The organism is Rhizobium sp. 'Codium 1', from assembly GCF_020889605.1.
In the GTDB taxonomy this organism is placed as follows: domain Bacteria; phylum Pseudomonadota; class Alphaproteobacteria; order Rhizobiales; family Rhizobiaceae; genus Allorhizobium; species Allorhizobium algae.
The window spans coordinates 1-23,526 of record NZ_JAJGPW010000006.1 but is presented as its reverse complement, the minus strand read 5'-3'; the positions used below and the strand labels follow the sequence as shown (position 1 = coordinate 23,526).

Sequence of the window (23,526 nt, the reverse complement as noted above, 5' to 3'; positions counted from 1 at the left end):
CGTGTCATGACCTGAATGGGATCAGGACAGTGACTGGACCGTTCGGCTGCCGAAATGGCGCAGCGTGCCCCGGGGCTTTTGCCCCGGCTGAATGCCGTCTCTCGGAGAAAGCCTGATCCTCTTCACTCGCCCCGGCGCCAGGTGAAACCAATCGTCCCCCGGCCAGAAATGGTCGAAATCGAGATGGACGGATTGGGCGAACTGGCTGGTGGAGAGTTCCAGCCACCAGATGCCGTCAATGTCCCGGATGGCGTGATCGACCTTGGCGGGATGCTTGGCGGCGTTTCGCCCTTGTGGAAAGTGAAACGCTTCTGCGATGAGGTTGCCGCCGGTGCCGACAAGTCTCGCAACGGTGACGTCATGGGATGGCGGGCCGAAGCGGTAGGCATAGGTGGTGTCGAAGAAGGCACCGAACAGTTCCGTGGCCGGCAGGCGATGGGAGGAGCGAGCGCCGAGCGACATGGCCCTGCTGGCGGCGACCACCGCCTGGCTGCCATCCCGCAGGCAGGCTATCTCGAGCGTCACCGTCTCACTCGTCGCCGTTTCGTTGACGAGGTGAATGTCGAGCCCGTTCGTGCCCTCGTCGGTCATGAGAACCTGGATCGGTCGGAAGATGCGCTTCAGGGCATACCATACGGATTTCGGCTCGCCGGTTGCATCGATGACGCCCCATCCTGGCCCTGCTTCGAGATCCTGGAAGGTCCAGGTCAGAGCCCCGCGGCAGGATGATCCGCTTCTGCGCCACTCCGCAAAGGTTTCCGTGACGACCTCTGCCGTGGTCGCTCTGCTATGGTCGAGATAGGCTGCAGGGTCTTCCCGGCGTAATCGCGCGGGATCAACGGCATAGAGTTGTGCAAGGTAGTGGTCGCGCACGTCCTCGAAATCCCAGGAGGCGCTCCGATCGCGTGGAACACGGGCCTTCCAGCGCGGGTCGTGAACCGGCGGGACGGCAAGGTTGTCGTCGAGCGTCCTCTGTTGTGGGACATGGGCGAAAGCCAGACATTCGGCGGCAAATCGGACATTTGCCCGACGGGCGTCTTCGAGGGGGCGCTGGTAGGCACCGACGCCGTAGTAGTGGGTTACACCTTCATTCGGCGCAAAGGGCATGCTGCCGCCATAGGGGGAGTTGGGGATATAGGCGACGTCCGGACGATGATCTCTGGTGGCCCGCGCGAGCGTCCCGGTGAAGAACTCGGATTGCCAGATGCGCTCGGGAAGGCCGAGCATGGCGCCCTGCTGGAAGACTTCGCTGCCGCCGGCAATGACGACCAGGGACGGATGACCCTGCAGGCTGGCGAGGATAGTCTCGACCTCGGCCACCGCCCGCCTGGAAAACTCTTCGTCAGAGACGGGGTAGTCGAAGTTGGCGAACATCAGGTCCTGCCAAACCATGATGCCCAGACGGTCGCAGAGACGGAAGAAGTCTGTACTCTCATAGGTCATGGTTCCGCCGATGCGGATCATGTTCATGTTCGCTTCGGCCGCTTTGGCAAGCCAGGGCGCATAGGCTTCCGCCGAACTCGGCAGCCTCAGGAGGTCTGTATTGGTCCAGACGGCGCCGCGGCAGAAGACGGGCACGCCGTTGACCTTCAGCCCAAAGCCCTTGCCATCTTCGTCGCGGTCCACCTCGATGCGGCGAAAACCGACGAGGCCGAGCGGATGAATGCGTCCGTCGATCGCCAGCGAGACGTCGTGCAAAATCGGGTCGCCATGCGTCCTCGGCCACCAGGCCGCAACGGCAGGCAATTCAAGTTTGGCAATCAATCGCCGGGGCGATCCCTTGTCGAACTGCGCCGTGCGGCCACAGCAGATGATCGCCAACTCGGTGCCGGTCTTTTCCTCGAGTTCGACGGTGAGATGGCCTGTGCCGAATTCGTCGAGATCGGCATTGATGCGAAGACCCGAGACGTTGTCACGCGACGGTCGGATAAGAGAGATCGGACGGTACGGTCCGACGGGATGGATTTCGGGACACCAGCCTGGCATGTGGCCGAGAAGAGATGTTCGCACAAGGCGCAGACCCTGTTGGTCGATCATCTGCGGACGCCAGCGCGCTCGCGGCCCCTTCTTCTCAAGGTAGGGTTGCAAAGCTCGGAAGCAGATCACCAACTCATCATCGCCAGACATGTCGAGCGCGAGGTCGACGGGTTCGAACATGCTTTCGCTCGTATGCTGCAATGCGCCGTTGACGAAGATTTCGGCGATGGTCGCAAGGCCTTCGAACCGGAGTACCGCTGGGCCAGGCCGCTCGCCGGCGAGCGATCGACGATACCAGACGTCCTTGTCGTGGAGGGGGCTCGGATCCGCAGGATCGAACAAGCCGGCCTCGGTCAGCGCGGCCGCGACGGTTCCGGGGACGGGCGCGGAAATGTGGAAGGCGGTGCGGGGCAGATCAGCCGGCGCGCGATAGCGGCCCGCCTCGGTCATCAGAAGGGTCCAGCCCTGCTCCAGGGGACGCGTATCGGCCCCCAGATAGATCGTTCCCGTCATCGTATTGTCCTTCACGTCAGCCTTTTGCCCAGATCATCCATCAGGCGGTCCCAGGCTGCAATGGCGGGATCGAGGGCTGACGCCAACGGATCGAACTTCTTGCGCGTCACGGCACGGGCGAGCTGGAACTGCACTGTCTTGGCGCATTCGCTGATCTTCAATGCGTCTGCGATCGCTGACCTGTATGCTGGTTCGTCGAGCCAGGAGAGGTGGCTCGCCAGTAGTTCAAAATTGGCCCCGAACTGGCGCAGCGTGTTGAAGGCGTATTTGTGGAAATAGCCGAAGGGCCGTTCAGCGACGGCCTCGACCTGTCTCGGGAACACCGAGGCGAAGGCGGCAATCGGATTTTCTTCTGGCCGGCGGGCGAAATGGCGGCCCAGAAGTGTCGTTGCGGTTTGACGCTGATGGGCTGCCGAAACGGGCGCCTTCGGGAACTTGGCAAATTCCGTGTAGGGCAGGAATGGGAGGGTGCCCTCTGGCAGGTCATGCTGGAAGACGCCGTCGAAATCTTCTCCCTCCAGACGGAAGAAGCCACCATTGTGGAAGTAGTCCATCACCCGGTTGGTCATGTCGAGGCGGTTGATGCCAACTGTGGTCTTGCCATGCTCCTGCCGATAACCCACGCCCTGGGTGTCAGGCATGAAGAAGCTGTCCATTTCCACGAGGCAGAGGCGTCCCCGCGTCAGCTGCTCGGCAACATGGCTCTCGACGGTGTCGAAGATCGCAAGCTCTGTCACCCGGATGTCGTAGAGCTGTTCGAGATCTTCCAGCGGTACCTTGAAGAAGGTAAGCTGGTCGCCTTCGAAATCCTGGGTCAGCGTAAAGCCGAGCATTGCCTCGGGCATGAAACCGGCGGCCGATAGCACCTCGATCCAGAGATCGACATAGCAGTTGGTTTCAGGCCACATGCGCTCCTGAGCGTGGAGCGCGTGGGGGATATAGTTGTCCGGGTCGAGTCCGGCAAAGACGGATGCCATTGCTGGTTCAGCCCCAGAGCGTCTTGCGCACGGGCTCCGGCCAGCCGGCGACGTCGAGGCCATGCTGGGCGAAAAGGGCGAGCGCAATGCGCTCAAGACCGAAGCCCACACAGGCGGTGTGGGCAACCGAGCCGTCGGTCAGTGAGAGACCCCATTTCTGGCCGAAGGCGTCCTGGTGATAGTTGAAGCTCATGCAGGCCGTCTTGTTGGTCTGCGACGTGACGGGGATCAGCAATTCAAACTTCAGGTTCTGGTCGCGCTGGTTGTTGGCGAGAAGCCTGCCGGCGCGGCCGAAGAAGGGGTCGTTTGCCACATCGATCTCGACGTCGAGACCGATCGATTTCATCATTTCGACGCCGCGATCCATCCAGGTCTGGCGGAAGGTCGTCACATGGGCCTCTGTGCCCATGCAGACATATTCACGCATGCGGAACAGCTGCTGGCGTGCCGGATCCTTGGAAGGCTCATGGCGGAAGCAATAGGACTGCAGGTCGAAGAGACCGCCGTCCATCGAAATCGGGCCGCGTTTGGCGACGGTCGGATAAAGCGGGTAGCAAGCGGCGGGCGTCAGGGCAATGTCGGTTGCCTTCTGCTCCTTGGTCCAGTCCTTGCCCTCCTCCATGCATTGCAAGAGGCTCAGGTGGTGGTGGTCATTGCCGCAAAAGGAATGCACGGTGCCGGCGAGCTGCGGGAAGCTCTTCATATAGCCGCTCGTCTCGAAGTAGGCGCGGTTCATGCCGGGCGGGAAGCGGATCGCTTCGGCTCCGTCGCCGCCGCCGATCCTGTCGATCAGGCGTTCGAAGGCAGCGATCACGTCCTCAAACTGGCCGCTGCGTCCATAGAGACCATCGACGCCGGTCTCGATGAGAAGGCCGCTGTCGAAGAGGCGGTCCAGAAAACTCACCTGCATATCCATGTCACTACCCCAACAATCCGGTTTCTTGCTTGTGTACGAGGAGCATCGTCGCGGTGTTGCCGAGGATGCGGTCGTTCGAGATCATGAGCTCCGCCGAGTGGGCATCCCTCAGATGGCGGCCCAGGCTGTAGGGCGTACCGTTCTTGTAGCCCATGATGCCGCAGATCCTGAGCGCCTGATTGATCACGGGCAGTATCATCTCGGAGGAGGCGATCTTGACGTTGTTCATGGTGACGGCGAAGCCCATGGACGACAGGCGGTCCGGGTCTTTCAACGCCTGCTCGTAGGATGCGAGCCCGGCCTGAATGTTCGAGCGGATGGCCTGTAGCTGGCCGGACATTTCGGCAAGTTGAACGAGGCCGGGAGGCTGTGTGCCCGGTGTCTTGCGTGCGGCAGCTCTGACGAAACTCTGCGCCTTGGAAAAGGCGTCGACGGCGATGCCGTACCAGAGTGCACTCCAGAGAAGATGTGAGCTTGCCAACATGGACTGAGCGGCGATTTCGGCAAAGGGTTTCGGCAGGATCTGTACTGCTGGCGCCTCGCCCTTGAACAGGAAGCCGTCGGAGCAGGTGCCGCGCATGCCGAGCGTATCCCAGACATGGGTCTGCTCCAGCGTGTACTGCTCCTCCAGAAAGACGGTCATCACCTGATCGCTGGGGGGCGCGTCCTTGTGGGTGCGGGAAGTGACAAGGATTGCGTCGGCGTGCATGCCGTAAGAGATGACGGTGGCGTCCTTCTCCAGCCGGCACCGGTCGCCCTCGACCTCGATGGCGCATATCGAATTGCGCAGATTGCCACCGATGCCGCCTTCGGTCGTCGCAGAGCCAAGGAGCAATTGGTTAGCGCAGATCCGGCGCATGAAATCCCGATGCCAGCCGGCTTCGGTCCCGTGCGAGACAAGGCTCGACACCTTGATCTGGTGCATGGCGAAGATCATGGCGCTCGCGGCGCAGCCCTGGGCCATGATGGTGCAGAGTTCGGCGATCTCGGAGGTCGAACGCCCCTCGCCGCCGCAATCGACGGGGATCTGGATCCCGAACAAACGTTCCGCCTTCATGGCGTCGACCGCTTCATTCGGGAACCGGCCGGCCTTGTCGACATCGTCGGCATGTATCGCGGCGACTGCGGCGACGCGGGTTGCGCGCGCCTTCAGGCTCTTGTCCGTCGATGTGGAGCAGAGGTCCATCAGGCGACCTTTCTGTCCCCGACGATGGTCGCAACCGTCGCTTCGATGGCGGCTATGCTGGCAAAGGACTTGCGGTTCAGGAGGTGATCCGGGAACTCCATGTCGAAGGCTTCCTCGAGGCCCAACATCAGCTGGACCGACGCGAAGGACGACAGGCCGGCTGCATAAAGGTCAGCTTCGTCTGCAAGCGTATCGACGGCGACCGGGAGGCCACCAAGCTTGGCCAGCAAGGTGCGAATGGTTTCGTTCATCGTTTTCCCTCCGATCGGACGTTCGAAATCTATTGAGCGATTTCTTACAGGGAAAAGACGAAGTTTCCGCTAAGCGTTTCAGTAAATTCAGAATGAAAGCGCTGCACTGACGGGCGAAAAGGAGCCAGATTCGGCGGATTCCACGGCAGGCAGGGCCGCGCTAGCCGTCGTAGACATGTTCTGACCCGTGGCGATCGAGAGCGATGTATCGATTTGGTCCAATTTGGCGCAGGGTATTCGTGCCGATCTCCACCTTGCCATGGCCGCCTGGCAAATCCAGGATGTAATGCGGGATGCACAGGCCTGAAAGTCTGGTCCGCATTTCCCCTATGATCGCCTGGCCTTCCGCGATGGTCAGGCGGAAATGGCTGGTTCCCGGTGCCATGTCGGGATGATGGAGATAGTAGGGCTTCACACCGATTTCGACGAAGTCGCGCATCAACTCGGACAGCGTCTCGGCATTGTCGTTGATGCCTCTTAGAAGGACGCTCTGGCTGACCAGCTGGACACCGGCGGCCGCGAGGCGGGCGCAGGCCTTGCGGACCTCCGGGGTGAGTTCGCGCGGGTGGTTTACATGCAAGGCGAGATAGAGCGTCTTGCCGCCGGATTTAAGCGCATCCAGCAAGTCTTCGGATATGCGTTCGGGATCGACGGCCGGCACACGGCTGTGAACGCGGACGATGCGGACATGGGCGATCGTCGCCAGCTCCTGCATGACTGCCTTCAGCCGGCGCGGTGACAGGATCAGCGGGTCGCCACCGGTCAGGATCACTTCCCAGATCCGCTTGTCGGCGCGGATGTAGTCGAGTGCTTTCCGCAACGCGTCGGCGCCGAGATTTCCGTCGCCCTGGGGGCCGACCATTTCGCGGCGGAAACAAAAGCGGCAGTAGACAGGACAGACATGCACGAGTTTGAGCAGAACCCGGTCCGGATAGCGATGGACTATGCCGTCCACGGGCGAGTGCGGATGGTCGCCGATGGGGTCGGGGCGTTCGTCGGGGTGTTCGACCAGTTCGTCGGCGCTCGGCACATATTGGGCGGCAATCGGGTCAGAAGGATCGTTCACGTCGATCAGGGCGCGGACAGTCGGCGTCAATGCAATGGCGTAGCGTGCGGCAACGGCGTCGAGGGTCCCAGCCTCTTCCGCTCGGACGAGGCCATCCGTTACGAGATCATCAACACTGCGCAGGGTCGCCTCAGCCAAGATGGGTCTCCGCCACCGGCGCCCAGATCACCTGATCAATCCGGAGTGCCCCGGTTGCAAGCATGACAAGACGATCGAAACCGAGTGCGATGCCGGAGGCCTCGGGCATCGCTGCCAGGGCCTCGAGAAAGTCTTCGTCGAGCGGATAAGTCTCGCCATAGACGCGTTGTTTCTCGACCATCTCGGCCTCGAAACGTCGACGCTGTTCGGCGGGGTCCGTCAGTTCGCCGAAGGCATTGGCCAGTTCGACGCCGCAGGCATAGACCTCGAAGCGTTCGGCTACACGCGCGTCGTCGGGGCAGGGGCGGGCAAGGGCCGCCTCGGCGACGGGGTAGCGGTCGAGGATGGTGACCCGACCATTGCCGAGATTGGGCTCGACCTTTTCCACGATGACGCGGCTGAACAGATCAGCCCAGGTGTCATCGTCCGCGACACGGATGCCGGCTTGCCGCAACTGCGTCGCCAGCATGTTCCGGTCCGGGTTGCCGTCGTCATCAATCGTGGCCAGCACGTCGATGCCGGCATGGCGGGTGAAGGCGTCCGCGACCGAGATCCGTTCGGGCATTGCGAAGGGGTCTGTGGTCTTGCCGCCGTAAGCAAATTGCTGCGTGCCCGCTGTCCGGGCGGCGAGGGCGATCAGGTCGGCGCAGTCCTGCATGAGCTGCTCATAGCCTGCGCCGACACGGTACCATTCGAGCATGGTGAATTCGGGATGATGCAGCGGGCCACGCTCGCGATTGCGATAGACATGGGCAAAGCACGAAATCCTTGTTTCGCCGGCGGCAAGCAGTTTCTTGCAGGCAAATTCGGGGGATGTGTGCAGGTAGAGCGGGACGGCAGAGCCATCGTGACCGATCGCCTCGGTCTTGAAAGCATGCAGATGGGCTTCATTGCCGGGGGAGATCTGCAGGGTCGCGGTATCGATCTCAACGAAGTCCTGGGCGGCGAAGCGGGCGCGAAACGCGGCCTGGATCCGGTTGCGTCCGATCAGGAATGGCCGTCGATCGGCGTGGGCCGATGATGACCACCACGCAGGGGCTGAACGGCTGCGGTCAGACATTCCGGATTCTCGATCCTTCTCTCAACACGGGCTGGCTATTTTGCCGGATTTGGGTTAGTCCCGCCCGAGAAATTCGAAGACGTCAGCAGGGACGGCCGTCCTTTACGACGGGTCTCGCGCAGATACAAGGAATTCCAATGGTCAAGGTTATCGCCTCCTCCGTCCGCAAGGGCAATGTTATCGATGTCGACGGTAAGCTCTATGTCGTTCTCACCGCCGAAAACTTCCACCCCGGCAAGGGCACACCCGTTACGCAGGTCAACATGCGTCGCATCGTTGATGGCGTGAAGGTTTCGGAGCGCTGGCGCACGACGGAGCAGGTCGAGCGCGCCTTCGTGGAAGACGTCAACCATCAGTTCCTCTATGAGGATGGCGAGGGCTTCCACTTCATGAACCCGGAAAACTACGACCAGGTCGTGGTGGACGTCGAGACCATGGGTGATCAGAAGGCCTATCTGCAGGAAGGCATGGTCTGCATTCTGTCGATGCATGAAGGTATCGCGCTTGCCCTGCAGTTGCCGCGTCACGTGACGCTGGAGATTGTCGAAACCGAACCGGTCGTGAAGGGTCAGACGGCGTCGTCGTCCTACAAGCCTGCCATGCTGTCGAACGGCATCCGCACCATGGTGCCGCCGCATGTTGACGCCGGCATTCGTGTTGTGATCGCGACGGAAGACAATTCCTACGTCGAGCGCGCCAAGAACTGAGCGCACTGACAGACCGATAGCAGAAGCCCGGCGTCGACCACGCCGGGCTTTTTTTGTTCATGCATCTCCCGTTTGCCCCTGGCGCCGGCGGGGTGCAGGGTGCCCCGCCGGCCGTTCTCACCGGTCACGCATGCGCCATCACGAGCGCAGACATGATCAGCGTCCGGCGAGAATAGGGCTGCCGAAGCTTGATGCCTTGGGGCGGGCGGCGGTTGCCTTCATGGCATCAGCCCGTTCAAGCAAAGTGATCTGCTCCTTCAGATGCAGCCTTATTTTCTTCAAGGCGCGGACCCGTATGCTGTCCGGTTGCGGACGACGCTGTTCCTCGTCGATCTTTGCGGCGACGATCGAGTGGCGGGCTCTCAGGGCTTTCAGCAGTTGCTTCATGGCGATCTCCTTTCGTGCCAGTCGAATATGAAGTCTCGCTGTTGATTGTTCCAATTCATTGATTATATAAATCTGATAGTTTTTCTCTATTGGTCTCGTCATGCCCTTTCGCCCAAGTCATCGCCAGCTGGAATATCTCGTCACGCTGGGTGAGACCGGGCACTTCGGCGAGGCAGCTAAGCGCTGCAATGTCTCGCAGCCGACGCTCTCCGTTCAGGTGGCGCTTCTGGAAAAGCAGCTAGGGGTGACGCTGATGGACCGGATGCCGGGGCAGGTAATGCCTACGCCGGTCGGGTTGGAGATCATCAAGGCGGCAAAAGTCATCCTCAACGGGCTCGATGAGATCAGGGCGCTTGCCACGGGCTCACAGGGTAATCTCGGAGCAGCAATCCGGCTTGGCGTGGCGCCGTCGTTCGCCCCCTATTTCTTGCCCTATCTGCTGCCGCCACTCCATCAGCTATATCCGGAGCTGAAGATCTACATCCGTGAGGACCGGCCGCGTCAGTTGGAGAGGGCCGTGCTGCAAGGGGAGACGGATTGCGGACTGGGCCCGCTACCTTCTGAGGACGATGGCTTCGTGTCACAGCAGATCTGCCGAGAAAGAATTTTCCTTGGCGTGCCCAAGGCCCATCGACTGGCGGAATTCGACAGCATTTCGACGGACGGGTTGAAGGGCGAGCGGCTTCTCACTCTTGGGGCGGGTCACCGCCTCATGGACGAGGTACGGCGGCTGGCCGACATATCGGGGGCGACTCTTGCCGAGGACTATGAAGGTTCGAGCCTCGATGCGATCCGTCAAATGGTGTCGATCGAAATGGGGCTGTCCCTCTTTCCCGAACTTTATGTCCGGTCGGAGTTCGGCAAGGAGGATGGCATCAAACTACTGACAATCGAAGGCTGGGAGGGTGTCCGGAACATCGGGTTCTTCTGGCGGCAGTCCTCGGCGCGGGGAAACCATTTCGAGGCGCTGGCGGGTCTCGGACGCGATGTGGCGGATCGGATCCTTGCCATGGAGCAGATCCGATGACGATCCCCGGACAAGCCGGGGATCTCCAGTTTATCAGGCAATGCCGCCGAGGCAGATGTACTTGATCTCGGTATAGTCATCGATGCCGTATTTCGAGCCTTCGCGGCCGAGACCAGACTGCTTGATGCCGCCAAATGGTGCGACCTCGGTCGAGATCAGACCGGTATTGACGCCGACCATGCCATATTCCAGCGCTTCCGCGACGCGGAAGATCTTGGCCAGATCCTTTGAATAGAAGTATGAGGCAAGGCCGAACTCGGTCGCATTGGCGAGTTCCACCACTTCCTCTTCCGTTTCGAACTTGAAGAGTGGAGCGACAGGACCGAACGTCTCTTCGGTGGCGACCTTCATGGCGGTGGTGACGCCGGTCAGGATGGTGGGCTGGAAGAAAAGCTCGCCCGCATCTGCGCCGCTGCCGCCCAGCGCGATCTGCGCACCCTTCGACACGGCGTCTGCCACATGTTCCTTGACCTTCTTGATGGCATTGGCATCGATCAGCGGGCCTGTGGTGACGCCTTCGGCAAAGCCGTCGCCCACCTTGAGCTGTGAAACCTTCTCGGCAAGCTTCTTTGCAAAGGCGTCGTAAATTCCCGCCTGGACGTAGAGACGGTTGGCACAGACGCAGGTCTGGCCGGCATTGCGGTACTTCGAGATCATCGCGCCTTCGACGGCGGCATCGAGGTCCGCATCGTCGAAGACGATGAATGGCGCGTTGCCGCCAAGCTCCAGGCCGAGCTTCATGATCTGGTCTGCACCCTGGCGCATCAGGATCCTGCCGACATTGGTGGAGCCGGTGAAGGTCAGCTTGCGTACCTTGTCATTGGCGCAGAATTCCTGGCCGACCATTGCTGCATCGGTCGAGGTCACCACCGAGAACAGGCCGGCCGGCAGGCCAGCGCGTTCGGCGAGGATGGCGAGTGCCAAGGCAGAGAGCGGGGTCTGGGCGGCAGGCTTCGACACCATGGCGCAACCGACGGCGAGCGCCGGCGCGACCTTGCGGGCCAGCATGGCGTTCGGGAAGTTCCACGGCGTAATTGCGCCAACGACGCCGATTGGCTGCTTGATCACCATGATCCGCTTGTCCGGCTGGTGGCCGGGGATGGTGTCGCCGTATACCCGCTTGGCTTCCTCGGCGAACCATTCGACATAAGATGCGCCGTAGAGGATTTCGCCGCGCGCTTCGGCCCAGGGCTTGCCCATTTCCATCGTCAGGATGGTGGCGAGGTCATCGGCATTGGCGACCATGAGATCGTTCAGCTTGCGCAGCACGACGGCACGTTCCTTGCCGGTTTTCTTTGCCCATGTCTTCTGGGCGACGTAGGCGGCGTCGATCGCCTTCGTGATCTCCGCCTTGTTCAGATCGGGCAGAGTGGCGATGACCTCGCCTGTTGCTGGGTTGGTAACGTCGAAGCTCTTGCGCGACTGGCTGGTCGCCAGCCAGTCGTTGCCGACGAGCGACTTGTCGGTCGCCAGTGTCGGGTCATTAAGTTTGTCCGTCAGGATCTTGGAAATGGTCATGCCTCAGGCTCCTGCTGCAACTTCACGGATCGAGGCTTCGATCAAATCGAGCGCCTCGTTGAAGACCTCGTCCTGAATGGTGATCGGGGCGAGGAAGCGGACGACATTGTTGTAGACGCCGCAGGTCAGAAGAATCAGGCCCTTCTCCAGCGCTTTCAGACGCACCGCATTGGTAAAATCCGCGTTCGGCTTGTCGGTTCCCGGGATCTTGAATTCAACCGCATTCATGAAGCCCAGTCCGCGGATGTCCATGATCTGCGGAACGTCGGCACGCATGGATTCAAGCCGCTGCTTCAGCCGGTTGCCGAGCTGGTTGGCGCGATCGCAGAGCTGTTCTTCCTCGATGACGTCGAGCACGGCATGGGCGGCGGCAATCGCCAGCGGGTTGCCGGCATAGGTGCCGCCAAGGCCGCCGGGGCCAGGCGCGTCCATGAGTTCGGCGCGGCCCGTGACGGCCGAGAGCGGGAAGCCGCCGGCGAGGCTCTTGGCCATGGTCGTCAGGTCCGGAACGACATCGTAATGCTCCATGGCGAAGAGCTTGCCGGTGCGGGCGAAGCCGGTCTGGACCTCGTCGGCGACCAGCAGGATGCCGTGTTCGTCGCAGATCTCGCGCAGGGCCTTCATAAGGGGACGGGGCACGTCGTAGAAGCCACCTTCGCCCTGGACGGGTTCCAGGATGATGGCTGCAACGCGCTTCGGGTCGACATCGGCCTTGAACAGCTTGTCGAGCACATCGAGCGACGTCTCGACGCCGATGCCATGCATTTCGAGCGGGAAGGGAACGTGGAAGACATCGCCCATCATCGGGCCGAAGCCGACCTTGTAGGGTGCGACCTTGCCGGTCAGCGCCATGCCGAGGAAGGTACGGCCGTGGAAGGCGCCGGTGAAAGCGATGACGGCGGAGCGACCGGTCGCGCAACGGGCGATCTTGATGGCGTTCTCGACGGCTTCGGCGCCTGTCGTTGCGAAGATCGTCTTCTTCTCGAAGTTGCCGGGTACTATCTTGTTGAGGCGTTCAGCCAATGCGACATAGTTTTCATACGGAACGACCTGGTGGCAGGTGTGGGTGAAACGATCGAGCTGCGCCTTTACCGCCTCGACCACCTTGGGGTGGCGATGGCCGGTGTTCAGCACGGCGATGCCGCCGGCAAAATCGATGTAGCGGTTGCCCTCGACGTCCCAGATCTCCGAGTTCTCCGCCTTGTCGGCATAGATCTGCGTGGTCATGCCGACGCCGCGGGAGATGGCGTCGTTCTTGCGGGCTGAGATTTCGGCGTTCTTCATCGTTTCCGTCCTATGCGAAGGGTTGGCAGCGGCGTCGTTTCGGTCGTTGATCGCGCGGTTACATATTTCCTACATTTTTTCTGTAGACTTGCAATATGTCTTGTCGGCATTATCACCCGTGACTGCGACATTTCCCTGGGGGCAGCGTGGACGACATCCGGTTCAAGATAGCAGAGGCTGCAAGGATGGCGGGGGTGTCGCCGTCGACGCTCCGCCTCTGGGAAAGCCAGGATCTGATCCAGCCGATCCGGACCGCGACCGGCCAGCGGCTCTACGATCGCGCGCTCGTGGATCGCCTGAAGCGGATAGCCTGGCTCAGGAGCGAGAGGGGGCTTAATCCCGCAGCCATTCGCGAGACCTTGCGTGACGCGATCCTGGATGTCGACGAGGAGATTGGCGAAGCGGAGGACGATGCAGCCGATGTCCGGCCGGGCACACGCATCCGGCGGCTGCGTCGGGATGCAGGCAAGACCCTTGAGAACGTGGCGCAAGCAACCGGCGTCTCCGTTTCGCAGCTCTCAACCTTCGAGCGGACATCGCAGGGCTTGTCGTTTACAGCGCTGCACGAAGTGGCCCGTCACCTCGGCACGACCTTGGCCTCTCTCAGCGGGCAAGAGGAGGGGCGAGGCGGCGAGTCCCTCATCCGCGACGGCAAGTGGGCGTCATGGCCCACCACGTCCTCAGGTGTGGTGGTGCAGGTGCTGGCCGAGGGGCGAAACCTGATGGAATGCAATCGCTTCCAGCTGGCGCCAGGTGCTTCCAGCGAAGGCGCCTATCAACATGAGGGCGAGGAGTTCATTCACATGCTCTCGGGCAGCCTCGAGATCATCCTCGATGGCGACAAGTTCTTCGAGCTGAATGCCGGTGACAGCTTCTATTTCGAAAGCCGCAGGCCGCATTCGTGGCGCAACGTCTCGAGCGGTGAGACCGTGCTTATCTGGATCAACACGCCCGCCACCTTCTGAGATTCAGGCGAAGAAAAACCCGGCTACCGTTTCCGGTGCCGGGCTTCGAATGTCTTGCCTTGCAGTCTTACTTGCTGGCGACCACGGTCTTGGCGCCACCCCAGGCGTAACCGCCACCGACGGCGACGTTGAGCGACACGTAGCCGTTCGCCAGCTGCTGAACAGCCTGAGCAAGGTTTGCCTGCGCGCTTGCGACGTTACGCTGGGCATCCAGCACGTCGAGCAGAGAAGAGGCGCCGTCACGATAGCTCGCCGTGGCAAGCGACAGGGCTTCTTCGTAGGAGCGGACAGTGGCAGTCAGGGCCGAAACGGTCTGACGGGTCCGGCTGACGGCAACGAGCGCATTTTCGACTTCCGAGACCGCGCTGAGGACCGTCTGCTTCCAGCCAAGGTAGGCTTCACGGGCCGCCGCTTCGCGGGCCTTGATGTTGGCGCGGCGAGCGCCTGCGTCGAAGATCGGCAGATCCAGGCTCGGACCGAAGCCCCAGGAGGTTGACTTGCCGCTGGCAGCCGACGTCGCAACGAGGATCGGCGAGATCGAGCCACTGAGCGAGATGGATGGGTAAAGCGCGGCTTCTGCAACACCGATCTCGGCCGTGGCAGCTGCAAGATTGCGTTCGGCGGCTCGGATGTCCGGACGATTGCGGATCAGATCGGCGGGAACGCCTGCATTGACGCCGCGGCGAGCGTAAGGCTGGGCGGCACCCTTCTGCAGGTCGGCGAGCAGCGTGGTCGCCGGCAGGCCGAGCAGGAGCGAGATGCGGTGGACCGACTGGCGGAACGAGATCTCGAGGCCCGGGATTTCTGCAAGCGTCGAATTGACCAGACCTTCGGACTGGACGACGTCCAGTCTGGAGGCGGCGCCGGCTTCGAGCTGCAGGCGGGTGAGTTCAAGCGTTTCACGGCGCGATCCGAGGTTCTTGCGGGCAATCGCAATGCGCTCCTGATAGTAGCGCGCATCGACATAGGCCGTCACGACGCTAGACAGGAAGGTCAGGCGGGCCACATCGGCGCTGGCATAGGCTGCGTCGAGCGATGCCTTGGCGCTTTCCTTGGAGCGGCGATACTGGCCGAAGAGATCGATGAGCCAGGAAACGCTCAGCGTGCCCGTCGAAGTGTTGGTTGTGTCGCTGTCGCGGCTCGAGAGAGAGCCGCTGCCATTGGTCCTGGATATCTGATGGTCAGCACCGGCGTTGACCTGCGGGAAAGCACCGGAGTCGGCCGCCTCGAAATTCGCTTCAGCCGATGTAATGCGTTCGATCGCCTGGAGCACGTCGAGGTTCTGGGCAAGACCGGTTTCGACAAGGCCATTCAGGCGACGATCATTGAAGGCGGTCCACCATGGAGCCAGTGTCACGTCCGCAGCCGCGCGAGCGCTGCCTTCGGAAAACTTGACGGGCAGGGCGGTCTGAGGCGCCTCATGTTCTGGACCAACGACGCAGCCGGATAGAATAAGCAAGGCGAGCGGTGCGGCAGCACGAATCTTGAGCATCACGTGTTCCTGTAAAAGTCCCCGGTCTTGCTACGACGAGGTGATTGATTACCCCGAGCCAGCGACCGACTTACAAACGCAGGCTACCGCAGCACCCTACGCAATAGTTGGTTAAGATAGTTTGTCAATCATTGCGACGACAGATGATCTTTCGGGCTAGCACCACCAAAGACCTGCCGGATTACAACGAAGAACGATGGAACGAAGAAAATTCCGAGCGCCGTGGCGGTGAACATTCCGCCAAGTACGCCAATACCAATGGAATTTTGCGCGGCCGAGCCAGCCCCGGTGGCAATCGCCAGCGGAACGACGCCCAGGATGAAGGCCAGAGATGTCATGATGATCGGGCGAAGGCGCAATTTTGCGGCTTCGAGTGTTGCATCAATGACACTCAATCCAGCAGCCTGGCGATCCTTGGCGAACTCCACGATGAGAATCGCATTCTTCGCCGCCAGGCCGATCGTCGTCAGCAATCCGACCTTGAAATAGACGTCGTTGGACTGCCCGAAGAAGTAGGCCGCCGTGACCGCGCCGAGGACCCCGACGGGCACCGCCATGATGACGGAGAAGGGGATCGACCAGCTCTCATAGAGTGCTGCAAGGCACAGGAAGACGATGAGAACCGACAGCGCGTAGAGCAGAGGGGCCTGCGAACCGGAAAGGCGCTCCTGATAGGAAATGCCCTGCCAGGCGACCGTGTATCCGCCATCCAGTTCTGCCGTCAGTTCTTCCATGGTGTCCATCGCGGTACCAGAACTGACACCGGCGCCGGCTGCGCCTTCCATGGAGATTGCCCCCACGCCGTTATACCGGCTCAATGTGGGTGCGCCGCTGATCCACTCCGTCTTCACGAAGGAGGAGAAAGGAACCATTTCGCCGCTCGCATTGCGCGCGTGCCAGTCGTTGATCGCGGTTTCCTGCATCCGATACGGCGCATCACCCTGGACATAGACCGGTTTCAACTCGCCATTCAGCGTGAAGTCGTTCACGTCGCGGCCGGCGAAAATGATCGACAACATGCTGTTGACGGTTGCGATATCGAGACCCATGGCGCCCATCTTTTCCTGATCGAGCAGGAATTTCAGCTGGGTCTCCGCCGGCGGATTGTTCGAGCGCAGCGAACTGACATTGCCGTTCTGGTTGCCGGCCTGCATCAATTGCTGCGAGGCTGCTGTCAGGGCTTCGGTGCCTCGCTTGCCGCTGTCGACGAGATACATCGAAAAGCCGCTGGAGGTGCCGAGACCCGGGATCGCCGGCGGCTGTAGCGGGAATACCTGAGCGTCCCGCAGGGTGAAGAAATAGCCCATGGCGCGCTGGACGATGGCTGCTGCCGCAAGTTGTGGGTCCGTCCGCAGCTCGAAGTCCTTCAACTTGGCGAAGACGAGGGCGTAGTTCTGGCCCGCACCGACGAAAGAGAAGCCCGACACCGAAAATACGTCCTGGATCGCATCCTTTTCCTTGTCGAGATAGTAGTCCTCGATCTTCGTGATGATCTCTTCCGTGCGTGTGACGGTTGCGCCATTCGGCAGCTGAACGATGGTCATCAGCACGCCCTGGTCTTCCTGCGGCAGGAAGGAGGAGGGCAGGCGCAGGAAGAGCCAGCTCATGCCGCCGATCACGACAGCGAACATCAGCATGACGCGCAGTGGACGTTTCAACAGGTAGCCGATCGAAGAGACATAGCCGCCGGTCGCCCGGTCGAAGTTGCGATTGAACCAGGCGCCAGGTCCGCGCTTCGGTTTGTGATGATCGACTGGCTTCAGCATCGTGGCGCAGAGCGCCGGCGTCAGAACGATGGCGACCAGTGCCGACAGGAGCATCGCGGACACGATGGTGACGGAGAACTGGCGATAGATGATGCCGGTCGAGCCGCCGAAGAAAGCCATCGGAATGAAGACGGCTGTCAGGACGAGGGCGATGCCGACGATTGCGCCGGTGATCTCACCCATGGACTTCTGCGTGGCTTCGAGAGGGGATAGCCCCTCTTCCGTCATGATGCGCTCGACGTTTTCCACGACGACGATCGCATCATCGACGAGCAGGCCGATGGCGAGAACCATGGCAAACATCGTCAGCGTGTTGATCGAGTATCCGGTGATGGCCAGAATGCCGAAGGTGCCAAGCAAGACGACCGGTACGGCGATCATCGGTATGATGGTTGCGCGCAGGTTCTGCAAGAATACGAGAAGAACCACGAAGACCAGTATGATGGCCTCTATGAGGGTGTGCACCACCTTCTCGATCGACAGTTCGACAAAGGGCGTCGTGTCGTAAGGGTAGGTGATGACCACGTTTTCGGGCAGCGACGCGGCAACACCGTCCAGCTGGTCCTTCACGCGCTCGGCGGTGTCGAGTGCGTTCGCTCCGGTTGCGAGATTGACGGCGAAGCCGGTCGCCGGGTTTCTGTTCGAGCGGGTCTTCGTTCCGTAGCTTTCCTGTCCAACCTCAATACGGGCAACGTCGCTCAGCCGAACGGTTGCACCATCGGTCTCGGTCTTGAGGATGATCGCTTCGAAGTCGGACACTGATTGCAGCTGGCTCTGAGCCGTCACGGTGACGGTCAGCTGCTGGCCTTCCGGCGCGGGCTGGCTGCCGAGGGCGCCCACGGAGACCTGGGTGTTCTGTGCCTGGATCGCCGAGGTCACATCGGTCGGCGTAAGTTGGAACTTGTTGAGCCTGTAGGGGTCGAGCCAGACGCGCATGGCGTAGCCAGTGCCGAACACTTCGATGCTGCCGACACCTTCCAGGCGCTTGATCTGGTCTTCGATCTGGGAGGAGAAGATGTCGCCGAGCTCGACATTGCTACGGGCGCCGTCGGTCGAGACAAGCGCGCCGACGAGCAGGATGCTCGACGTGGAGCGCGTGACGGAGATGCCGGCGCTCTGGACCGTATCGGGGAGCTGCGACTGGACCAATTGCAGCTTGTTCTGCACCTGGACCTGCGCAATTTCCGGATCGATCGAATTGCCGAAGGTCAGGGACACGCGGGCGGAGCCGGTGCTCGAAGACGACGTCATGTAAGTGAGGTCATCAAGGCCGGTCATGCCGTCCTCGATGATCGAGGTGACGGATTTCTCCACCGTCTCGGCGCTCGCGCCATTGTAGCTCGCGGCGATCTGCACCGTGGTCGGTGCGATTTCCGGGTATTGCGCGATCGACAGGGTCGAGATTGCGAGCGCGCCGCCGAGCATGATGATGATCGCGATCACCCAAGCAAAGATTGGGCGGCGAATGAAGTACTGGGCCATGGATTATCCTTTACGCGTCGTTTGCCTTGCCTGTTGCACGATCAGGGTTGTGCAGCAGGGGCGGCAGCCGGCGCCGCTGTCTCTTCGACGATCCCGTTTTCATTGATCTTGGCCTCGACGGGCTGGACCGGCGCGCCGTCGGCGATCCACTGGAAGCCATCGACGATGAGCTTGTCGCCATCGCTTATGCCGTTCGCAACCAGCCAATTGTTGCCCGACACCTGTGCTTCATCGAAGATCCGTGTTTCCACCTTGTTGTCCGCCGAGACGAACTTTGCCGAAAGCTCGCCGTTTGCCGCACGGGTTGCCGCACGCTGGGGGATCAGGAAGCCCTCTTCGGTCCCGACCGTCACCGTCGCACGGACATACATGCCCGGCAGGATCAAGCCTTCTGGATTGTCGAACACGGCGCGGATCGAAAAGGTGCCGGTGGTCTGGCTGACCGCCATTTCGGACATGTCGAGCTTGCCGACAACAGGATATTCGTGGCCGTCTTCGAGCGTCAGGCGGATTTCGGTCGCGCCATTTTCGTTGCGATTAATGCGTCCGTCGGTAATTGCCTCCCGAAGTCGCAGCAGATTGACGCTCGATTCCGTCAGTTCGATATAGATCGGGTCCAGGCGGCGCAACGTCATCAGACTGTCCGTCTGGTTTGCCGTCACCACGTTGCCAATCGAGTAGCGCGACGCTGTCGTCACGCCGTCAAACGGCGCCCGGATTTCCGTCAGGGCCAGTTCGATCTCGGAGGAACGCAGAGCTGCCCTTGCCTGGGCGACATCGGCTTCCGCCTGAAGGAGCGTGACCCGGGCATTTTCGAGCTCTACCTGCGTGGCGCCGCTGCCGACCAGACGCTCCTGACGTGCAAGGTTGGATTGCGCGGTCGGGACGCCGGCTTCGGCCTTCTGAAGGCTTGCCTGGGCCTGGGCCTGGGCAGCGCGGTAGGTGTCGTCCTCGATCTTGAAGAGCAGATCGCCTTCCTTCACCGCATTGCCTTCCTTGAAGGCGATTTCCTTGATCACGCCGCTGACCCGCGGACGGATCTCTGCGGTCTGAAAGGCGGCTGCGCGACCGGGAAGTGTGACGGTCAGCGTCTGAGGCGCCTTGGTCAAGGTGACGACGCTGACGGCTGTGGGCGGGCGCTCGCCGCCGGGACCTGCGCCGCCGGCGTTCTGGGCTGTTTCCTGGTCGCTGCAACTCGCGAGGATAGCGGTGCATGCAAGAATGACAGAGGCGAACTTGAAGCTTCGGCGCATGGAGAATCCCAAATAATGACAAGGTCGAAGGGGCGGGCAATTCTCACCACGGGCTGGAACTGAGGGAACCATCGTGACTATGACATTGCCCAACCGTCAGACACGATGGCAGGTCTATCGTGAAAGTGACGTAAATCAGATATCGTCACTTAGCAAGCGGCAAGCGCAATGCGGCGTCGATCAACGCGACGACATCATCGCATCGTGTTGCCATAATGTCAGCATTCTCCAACCCGGTCATGACAGGATGAATGACACAGGCAAGCGCGTCGAAGGCTGCATTGGCGAAACGTGGCACATCGGCAACGTGGTAGACGCCTTCCCGAATGCCATCTTCGATGATGTCCGTGATTATCTCGACGACCATACTGCGAAAGCGGTCGTTGCAATCGAGCTCTTCGGTGATCGTGACAAGGATCATCTCGAAGACGAAGGGAGCATCGAGGCGTCCGGACACATGTTCCTGCATGAGGTGATGGGCCAATGCAGACAGTCGTTCGGGAACCGGGCAATCCCGCGACAGGTTCCGGAGCGACGCGACGGTCTCCTCGATCGCCCGTGTGGCAATCGCGTCGACGAGGCTGGCCTTGGTCCGAAAATGCTTGAAGACATTTGCCGGCGACATGGACAATTCTGCCGCTATGTCGGCGATCGCAACGCTGGCAAAACCATGGGTCCGGAAGAGGCGTTCAGCCGTGTTAAGGATCTCTTCGCGCGTTTCCTCGGCGGATTTGCGCGGACGTCGTGCCACCCGACCCTTGAGCCCGATGTCGCTGCAACCTCCCGCTCGGGCGCGGCAATCGTGATCCATGACGTTTCGGCCTCCTCCTAGCCCATATAGCGTACCAGATTGCCGTGGATCCGTGCCGATGGGCTTTCGCCGCTGTCGTCAGGCACAAAGGTCTCTCCGGTGATCGCTTCATAAGCCTTCATATAGACTCTCGACGTCTCCTCGACCAGCGATTGGGGGATTTCGGGAATCTCGTCGTTGTAGGGGTCGCAGCGGTCCGCAACCCAGGCACGGACGAAATCCTTGTCGAAGCTCTGCGGACGTTCGCCCTTTTCGAAGCTCGCCTGGTAACTGTCAGCGATCCAATAGCGGCTGCTGTCGGGCGTGTGGATTTCGTCGGCAAGAATGATCGTGCCGTTTTCATCGGTGCCGAACTCATATTTTGTATCGACAAGGATCAGGCCGCGTTCGGCCGCGAGCTGCTGACCTCTGGCAAAGAGTGCGAGGGCGTAGCGCGAGAGCGTGTCCCACTGCTCGGAGGTCAGGAGTTTCTTGTCAACGATTTCGGCCGGGGTGAGCGGTTCATCATGGCCGCCGTCGAATTCCTTGCTGGTGGGCGTGATGATCGGGGTCGGGAGCTTCTCATTGTCGCGCATGCCCTCAGGGAGGGTGATGCCGTACATCTGGCGCTCACCCTTCTTATAGAGAGTGAGGATCGAAGTGCCGGTGGTGCCGGCAAGATAGCCGCGCACGACAATTTCCACAGGCAGGATATCGAGGCGCTTGCCGACCACGACATTTGGATCCGGATAGGCGATCACATGGTTCGGGCAGATGTCGCTGGTCTTGTCGAACCAGTAGCGGGCCGTCTGGGTCAACACCTGGCCCTTATAGGGGATGCAGGTGAGGATACGATCGAAGGCGCTGAGGCGGTCTGTGGAGATGATGATGCGGCTGCCGTCCGGAAGGTCGTAATTCTCGCGCACCTTGCCACGGTAGTAGTTCGGCAGTTCTGGAAAATGGGCTTCGGACAGGACGCGCATGGATATCCTCGATGTCTCGGCGGTCGGGGCACGTTTCACGGTGCGGTTTCTGTCTCGCGGTACCCGAAAGCGGTGGTCGTTTCAAAGAAAAAGCGCATGGCGGATGCCATGCGCCCTTTCGTCCCGCGTGCAATCAGGCGGCTGCGCGATGCAGGCGCTCGTTGAAGAGACCACTGTCGGTCGCCTTGCGCAGCGACTTGGCAGCAGCCAGAACGGCGAGATCGACAAGCGGCTCGGCCAGGATCACCGTCATATAGGCAGCGCCGAAGGTTGCGATGCTGCTAAGGCTCTCGGCGGTGAAGCCGTTGCCGTAAAGCACCCAGAAGGCGACCCAGGCGACGATGCCGCCCTGGTAGGTCGTGGAGAGGGCGAGCGCGTCGCGGTAGCCGAGATCGACATAGGCTTTTCTCTCCGGAATGATGCGGCTGGCGAGCTGGCTGATGGCATAGAGCGGGATGATCAACGTCGTGACGTTCATCCCGTATTGCGGAAGGTCGAAGGGCGCGATGAAGAGCCCCTGCAGGAGGAGACCCAGCGCCAGGCCGATCGAGGCCGCACCAGCGCCGAAGATCAGGAAGAGTGTGGAGCCCAGGATCAGGTGAACTTCGGAGACGCCGACCGGATGGTGAGGCAGAACCTCGAAGAAGGAGAACACGAGGGCGGTTGTCAGCACTGTCCGGCCGGCCAGGGACGCGGGTGATGCCTTGGCCTTCAGGTCGTCAGTTGCCATCTTGGCGACAAGGCCGAAGGAGAGTGCCGCCGTTGCGTAGCTGAATGCGAGTTTGGCGCCATCCACGACGCCGGGTTCGATATGCATAACTTGGTCCTTTCGTCCGCGCCCACCGCGCGGGAAGAGTAAATGCCGCGTTCACGGCGCCAAGCGATGGCAGGTCTCCTGGCTTACGGGTCAGGGCTTCAGTCCGCCTTATCAGCACGGGGCCAATGGCAATTCGGACGTCGCTCGCCGTTCACAGTTGCGGGGGCAGCCACGGTTTCGGCCCCTGATGGGTAATCCTCACCGTATTCCCTCTTCGTCCGCCCTTCGGTTCTTGTCGGGGCGAAACCATCACGATCGAGAGTGTAGGTCCTTGCCTGGAACTCTGTCCAGCAGATTGCGACATGATCCGCAGGGGATGGAACCCTTGATTGGCAAAAGCCAATTTGCCGCATTGAAGGCGGGCGGCGCGCGCTCCTAGATGGGGGAAAATACGAGTTTAAAAGAGGATTGATCGATGGCTGCACTCATATACCGCGTACCGCTGCTCGGCTGGATGCTGAAGGAAGCGATCCAGGGCCCGACGACGGCGAAGGTTCTCTTCATCGTCAACCTGCTCATGGTCTGGCTCCTTGCGATCCTGATCTTCGGATACCCGGCCATCATCATTCCGGCCCTGGCTGCCGTGCCTGCGATGTTCGTGGTGCTCATCCTGATTACCAAGGGGTGATGCGAAAAGGGGGCCTTTTAAACAGGTGGGGCCATCCCCATATGGAAGTCGGGACGAAGAGGCCGCCTCTGGAGACCTTTCCCCGGCGTGATTTGAAGGCAACTTGCACGGCTTGATAATTATCGCTTTGAAATCAATCACTTGGAAAAAACGACAGTTTTTTGACAAATGGCTGTTGACGGGAAAAAGGAGTGGCCGTATAAGCCGCTTCACCGAACGAGAGGCGGCGCCGAAAGGCCCACCGGACTGGTTCAGAAGAGATCCAGAAATTGGCTGAGACGCTGGTTTTTTTGCCCGACTTGGGTTGGGCGGGATTGGATTATTGACGGGGATTTGCCTGTCT

At 61.0% G+C, this 23,526-nt stretch carries 20 protein-coding genes and 1 riboswitch; of the genes, 4 read left to right on the top strand and 16 right to left on the bottom strand.

All coding sequences use genetic code 11. From position 1 onward, the window contains the following. Positions 1-21: 21 nt before the first annotated feature. The 7 genes from LJE98_RS15075 to epmA form a co-directional block, all read right to left on the bottom strand. Positions 22-2,490 (bottom strand): glycosyl hydrolase 2 galactose-binding domain-containing protein, encoded by a 2,469-nt coding sequence (locus LJE98_RS15075; protein ID WP_229576046.1) that lies wholly within the window; start codon positions 2,488-2,490, stop codon positions 22-24. 11 nt (positions 2,491-2,501) lie between these two features. After that, the gene (locus LJE98_RS15070; RefSeq protein WP_229576045.1) at positions 2,502-3,467 is read right to left on the bottom strand and encodes a DUF1839 family protein; all 966 of its coding nucleotides are present in this window, start codon (positions 3,465-3,467) and stop codon (positions 2,502-2,504) included. Between the two features lie 7 nt (positions 3,468-3,474). Further along, positions 3,475-4,383, bottom strand: coding sequence for an amino acid--[acyl-carrier-protein] ligase (locus LJE98_RS15065; RefSeq protein ID WP_229576044.1), 909 nt, complete (start codon positions 4,381-4,383; stop codon positions 3,475-3,477). A 4-nt stretch (positions 4,384-4,387) separates the two neighbouring features. Next, the gene (locus LJE98_RS15060; protein WP_229576043.1) at positions 4,388-5,569 is read right to left on the bottom strand and encodes an acyl-CoA dehydrogenase family protein; all 1,182 of its coding nucleotides are present in this window, start codon (positions 5,567-5,569) and stop codon (positions 4,388-4,390) included. Then, a complete protein-coding gene (locus tag LJE98_RS15055; protein WP_229576042.1) occupies positions 5,569-5,820 on the bottom strand; it encodes an acyl carrier protein in 252 nt (83 codons plus the stop codon). Before LJE98_RS15055 ends, LJE98_RS15060 begins: the two co-directional genes overlap by 1 nt. 160 nt (positions 5,821-5,980) lie before the next feature. Next, on the bottom strand, positions 5,981-7,024 hold the full coding sequence (locus LJE98_RS15050) for a lysine-2,3-aminomutase-like protein (RefSeq protein ID WP_229576041.1): 1,044 nt from the start codon (positions 7,022-7,024) through the stop codon (positions 5,981-5,983). Further along, positions 7,017-8,084, bottom strand: a complete 1,068-nt coding sequence (epmA, locus tag LJE98_RS15045) for an EF-P lysine aminoacylase EpmA (protein ID WP_229576040.1) — start codon at positions 8,082-8,084, stop codon at positions 7,017-7,019. Before epmA ends, LJE98_RS15050 begins: the two co-directional genes overlap by 8 nt. A gap of 137 nt (positions 8,085-8,221) precedes the next feature. On the opposite strand from epmA, the gene efp reads away from it, so the two are divergent. Continuing rightward, a complete protein-coding gene (efp, locus tag LJE98_RS15040; RefSeq protein ID WP_229576039.1) occupies positions 8,222-8,791 on the top strand; it encodes an elongation factor P in 570 nt (189 codons plus the stop codon). A gap of 156 nt (positions 8,792-8,947) precedes the next feature. On the opposite strand, the gene LJE98_RS15035 is transcribed toward efp, so the two are convergent. Next, complete coding sequence (locus LJE98_RS15035) at positions 8,948-9,178, bottom strand: YdcH family protein (RefSeq protein ID WP_229576038.1); 231 nt, start codon at positions 9,176-9,178, stop codon at positions 8,948-8,950. Between the two features lie 100 nt (positions 9,179-9,278). On the opposite strand from LJE98_RS15035, the gene LJE98_RS15030 reads away from it, so the two are divergent. Next, positions 9,279-10,205, top strand: coding sequence for a hydrogen peroxide-inducible genes activator (locus LJE98_RS15030; RefSeq protein WP_229576037.1), 927 nt, complete (start codon positions 9,279-9,281; stop codon positions 10,203-10,205). A gap of 33 nt (positions 10,206-10,238) precedes the next feature. Here LJE98_RS15030 and LJE98_RS15025 read toward each other — a convergent pair whose 3' ends face one another. Together LJE98_RS15025 and LJE98_RS15020 are read right to left on the bottom strand one after the other, a co-directional pair. Then, the gene (locus LJE98_RS15025) at positions 10,239-11,723 is read right to left on the bottom strand and encodes an NAD-dependent succinate-semialdehyde dehydrogenase (protein WP_229576036.1); all 1,485 of its coding nucleotides are present in this window, start codon (positions 11,721-11,723) and stop codon (positions 10,239-10,241) included. 3 nt (positions 11,724-11,726) lie between these two features. Further along, positions 11,727-13,007, bottom strand: coding sequence for a 4-aminobutyrate--2-oxoglutarate transaminase (locus LJE98_RS15020; protein ID WP_229576035.1), 1,281 nt, complete (start codon positions 13,005-13,007; stop codon positions 11,727-11,729). A 185-nt stretch (positions 13,008-13,192) separates the two neighbouring features. Between LJE98_RS15020 and LJE98_RS15015 the strand changes: the two genes are divergently transcribed. Beyond that, on the top strand, positions 13,193-13,972 hold the full coding sequence (locus LJE98_RS15015) for a cupin domain-containing protein (RefSeq protein WP_229576034.1): 780 nt from the start codon (positions 13,193-13,195) through the stop codon (positions 13,970-13,972). Between the two features lie 67 nt (positions 13,973-14,039). Here LJE98_RS15015 and LJE98_RS15010 read toward each other — a convergent pair whose 3' ends face one another. The 6 genes from LJE98_RS15010 to LJE98_RS14985 all read right to left on the bottom strand — a co-directional run bounded on the left by LJE98_RS15010 (position 14,040) and on the right by LJE98_RS14985 (position 22,555). Next, complete coding sequence (locus LJE98_RS15010) at positions 14,040-15,464, bottom strand: efflux transporter outer membrane subunit (protein WP_229576033.1); 1,425 nt, start codon at positions 15,462-15,464, stop codon at positions 14,040-14,042. 128 nt (positions 15,465-15,592) lie between these two features. Further along, the gene (locus tag LJE98_RS15005) at positions 15,593-18,712 is read right to left on the bottom strand and encodes an efflux RND transporter permease subunit (RefSeq protein WP_229576032.1); all 3,120 of its coding nucleotides are present in this window, start codon (positions 18,710-18,712) and stop codon (positions 15,593-15,595) included. Between the two features lie 41 nt (positions 18,713-18,753). Then, positions 18,754-19,965, bottom strand: a complete 1,212-nt coding sequence (locus tag LJE98_RS15000) for an efflux RND transporter periplasmic adaptor subunit (protein ID WP_229576031.1) — start codon at positions 19,963-19,965, stop codon at positions 18,754-18,756. A 145-nt stretch (positions 19,966-20,110) separates the two neighbouring features. Further along, positions 20,111-20,776 (bottom strand): TetR family transcriptional regulator, encoded by a 666-nt coding sequence (locus LJE98_RS14995; protein WP_229576030.1) that lies wholly within the window; start codon positions 20,774-20,776, stop codon positions 20,111-20,113. A gap of 17 nt (positions 20,777-20,793) precedes the next feature. Beyond that, complete coding sequence (locus LJE98_RS14990) at positions 20,794-21,738, bottom strand: phosphoribosylaminoimidazolesuccinocarboxamide synthase (RefSeq protein WP_229576029.1); 945 nt, start codon at positions 21,736-21,738, stop codon at positions 20,794-20,796. Between the two features lie 133 nt (positions 21,739-21,871). Next, positions 21,872-22,555 carry an energy-coupling factor ABC transporter permease gene (locus LJE98_RS14985; RefSeq protein WP_229576028.1) on the bottom strand — a complete coding sequence of 228 codons (684 nt, stop codon included), beginning with the start codon at positions 22,553-22,555 and terminating at the stop codon, positions 21,872-21,874. Positions 22,556-22,605: 50 nt separating this feature from the next. Next, positions 22,606-22,821, bottom strand: a riboswitch (cobalamin riboswitch). Positions 22,822-22,970: 149 nt separating this feature from the next. Here LJE98_RS14985 and LJE98_RS14980 point away from each other — a divergent pair. Further along, positions 22,971-23,183, top strand: a complete 213-nt coding sequence (locus LJE98_RS14980) for a hypothetical protein (RefSeq protein ID WP_229576027.1) — start codon at positions 22,971-22,973, stop codon at positions 23,181-23,183. Positions 23,184-23,526 lie beyond the last annotated feature (343 nt).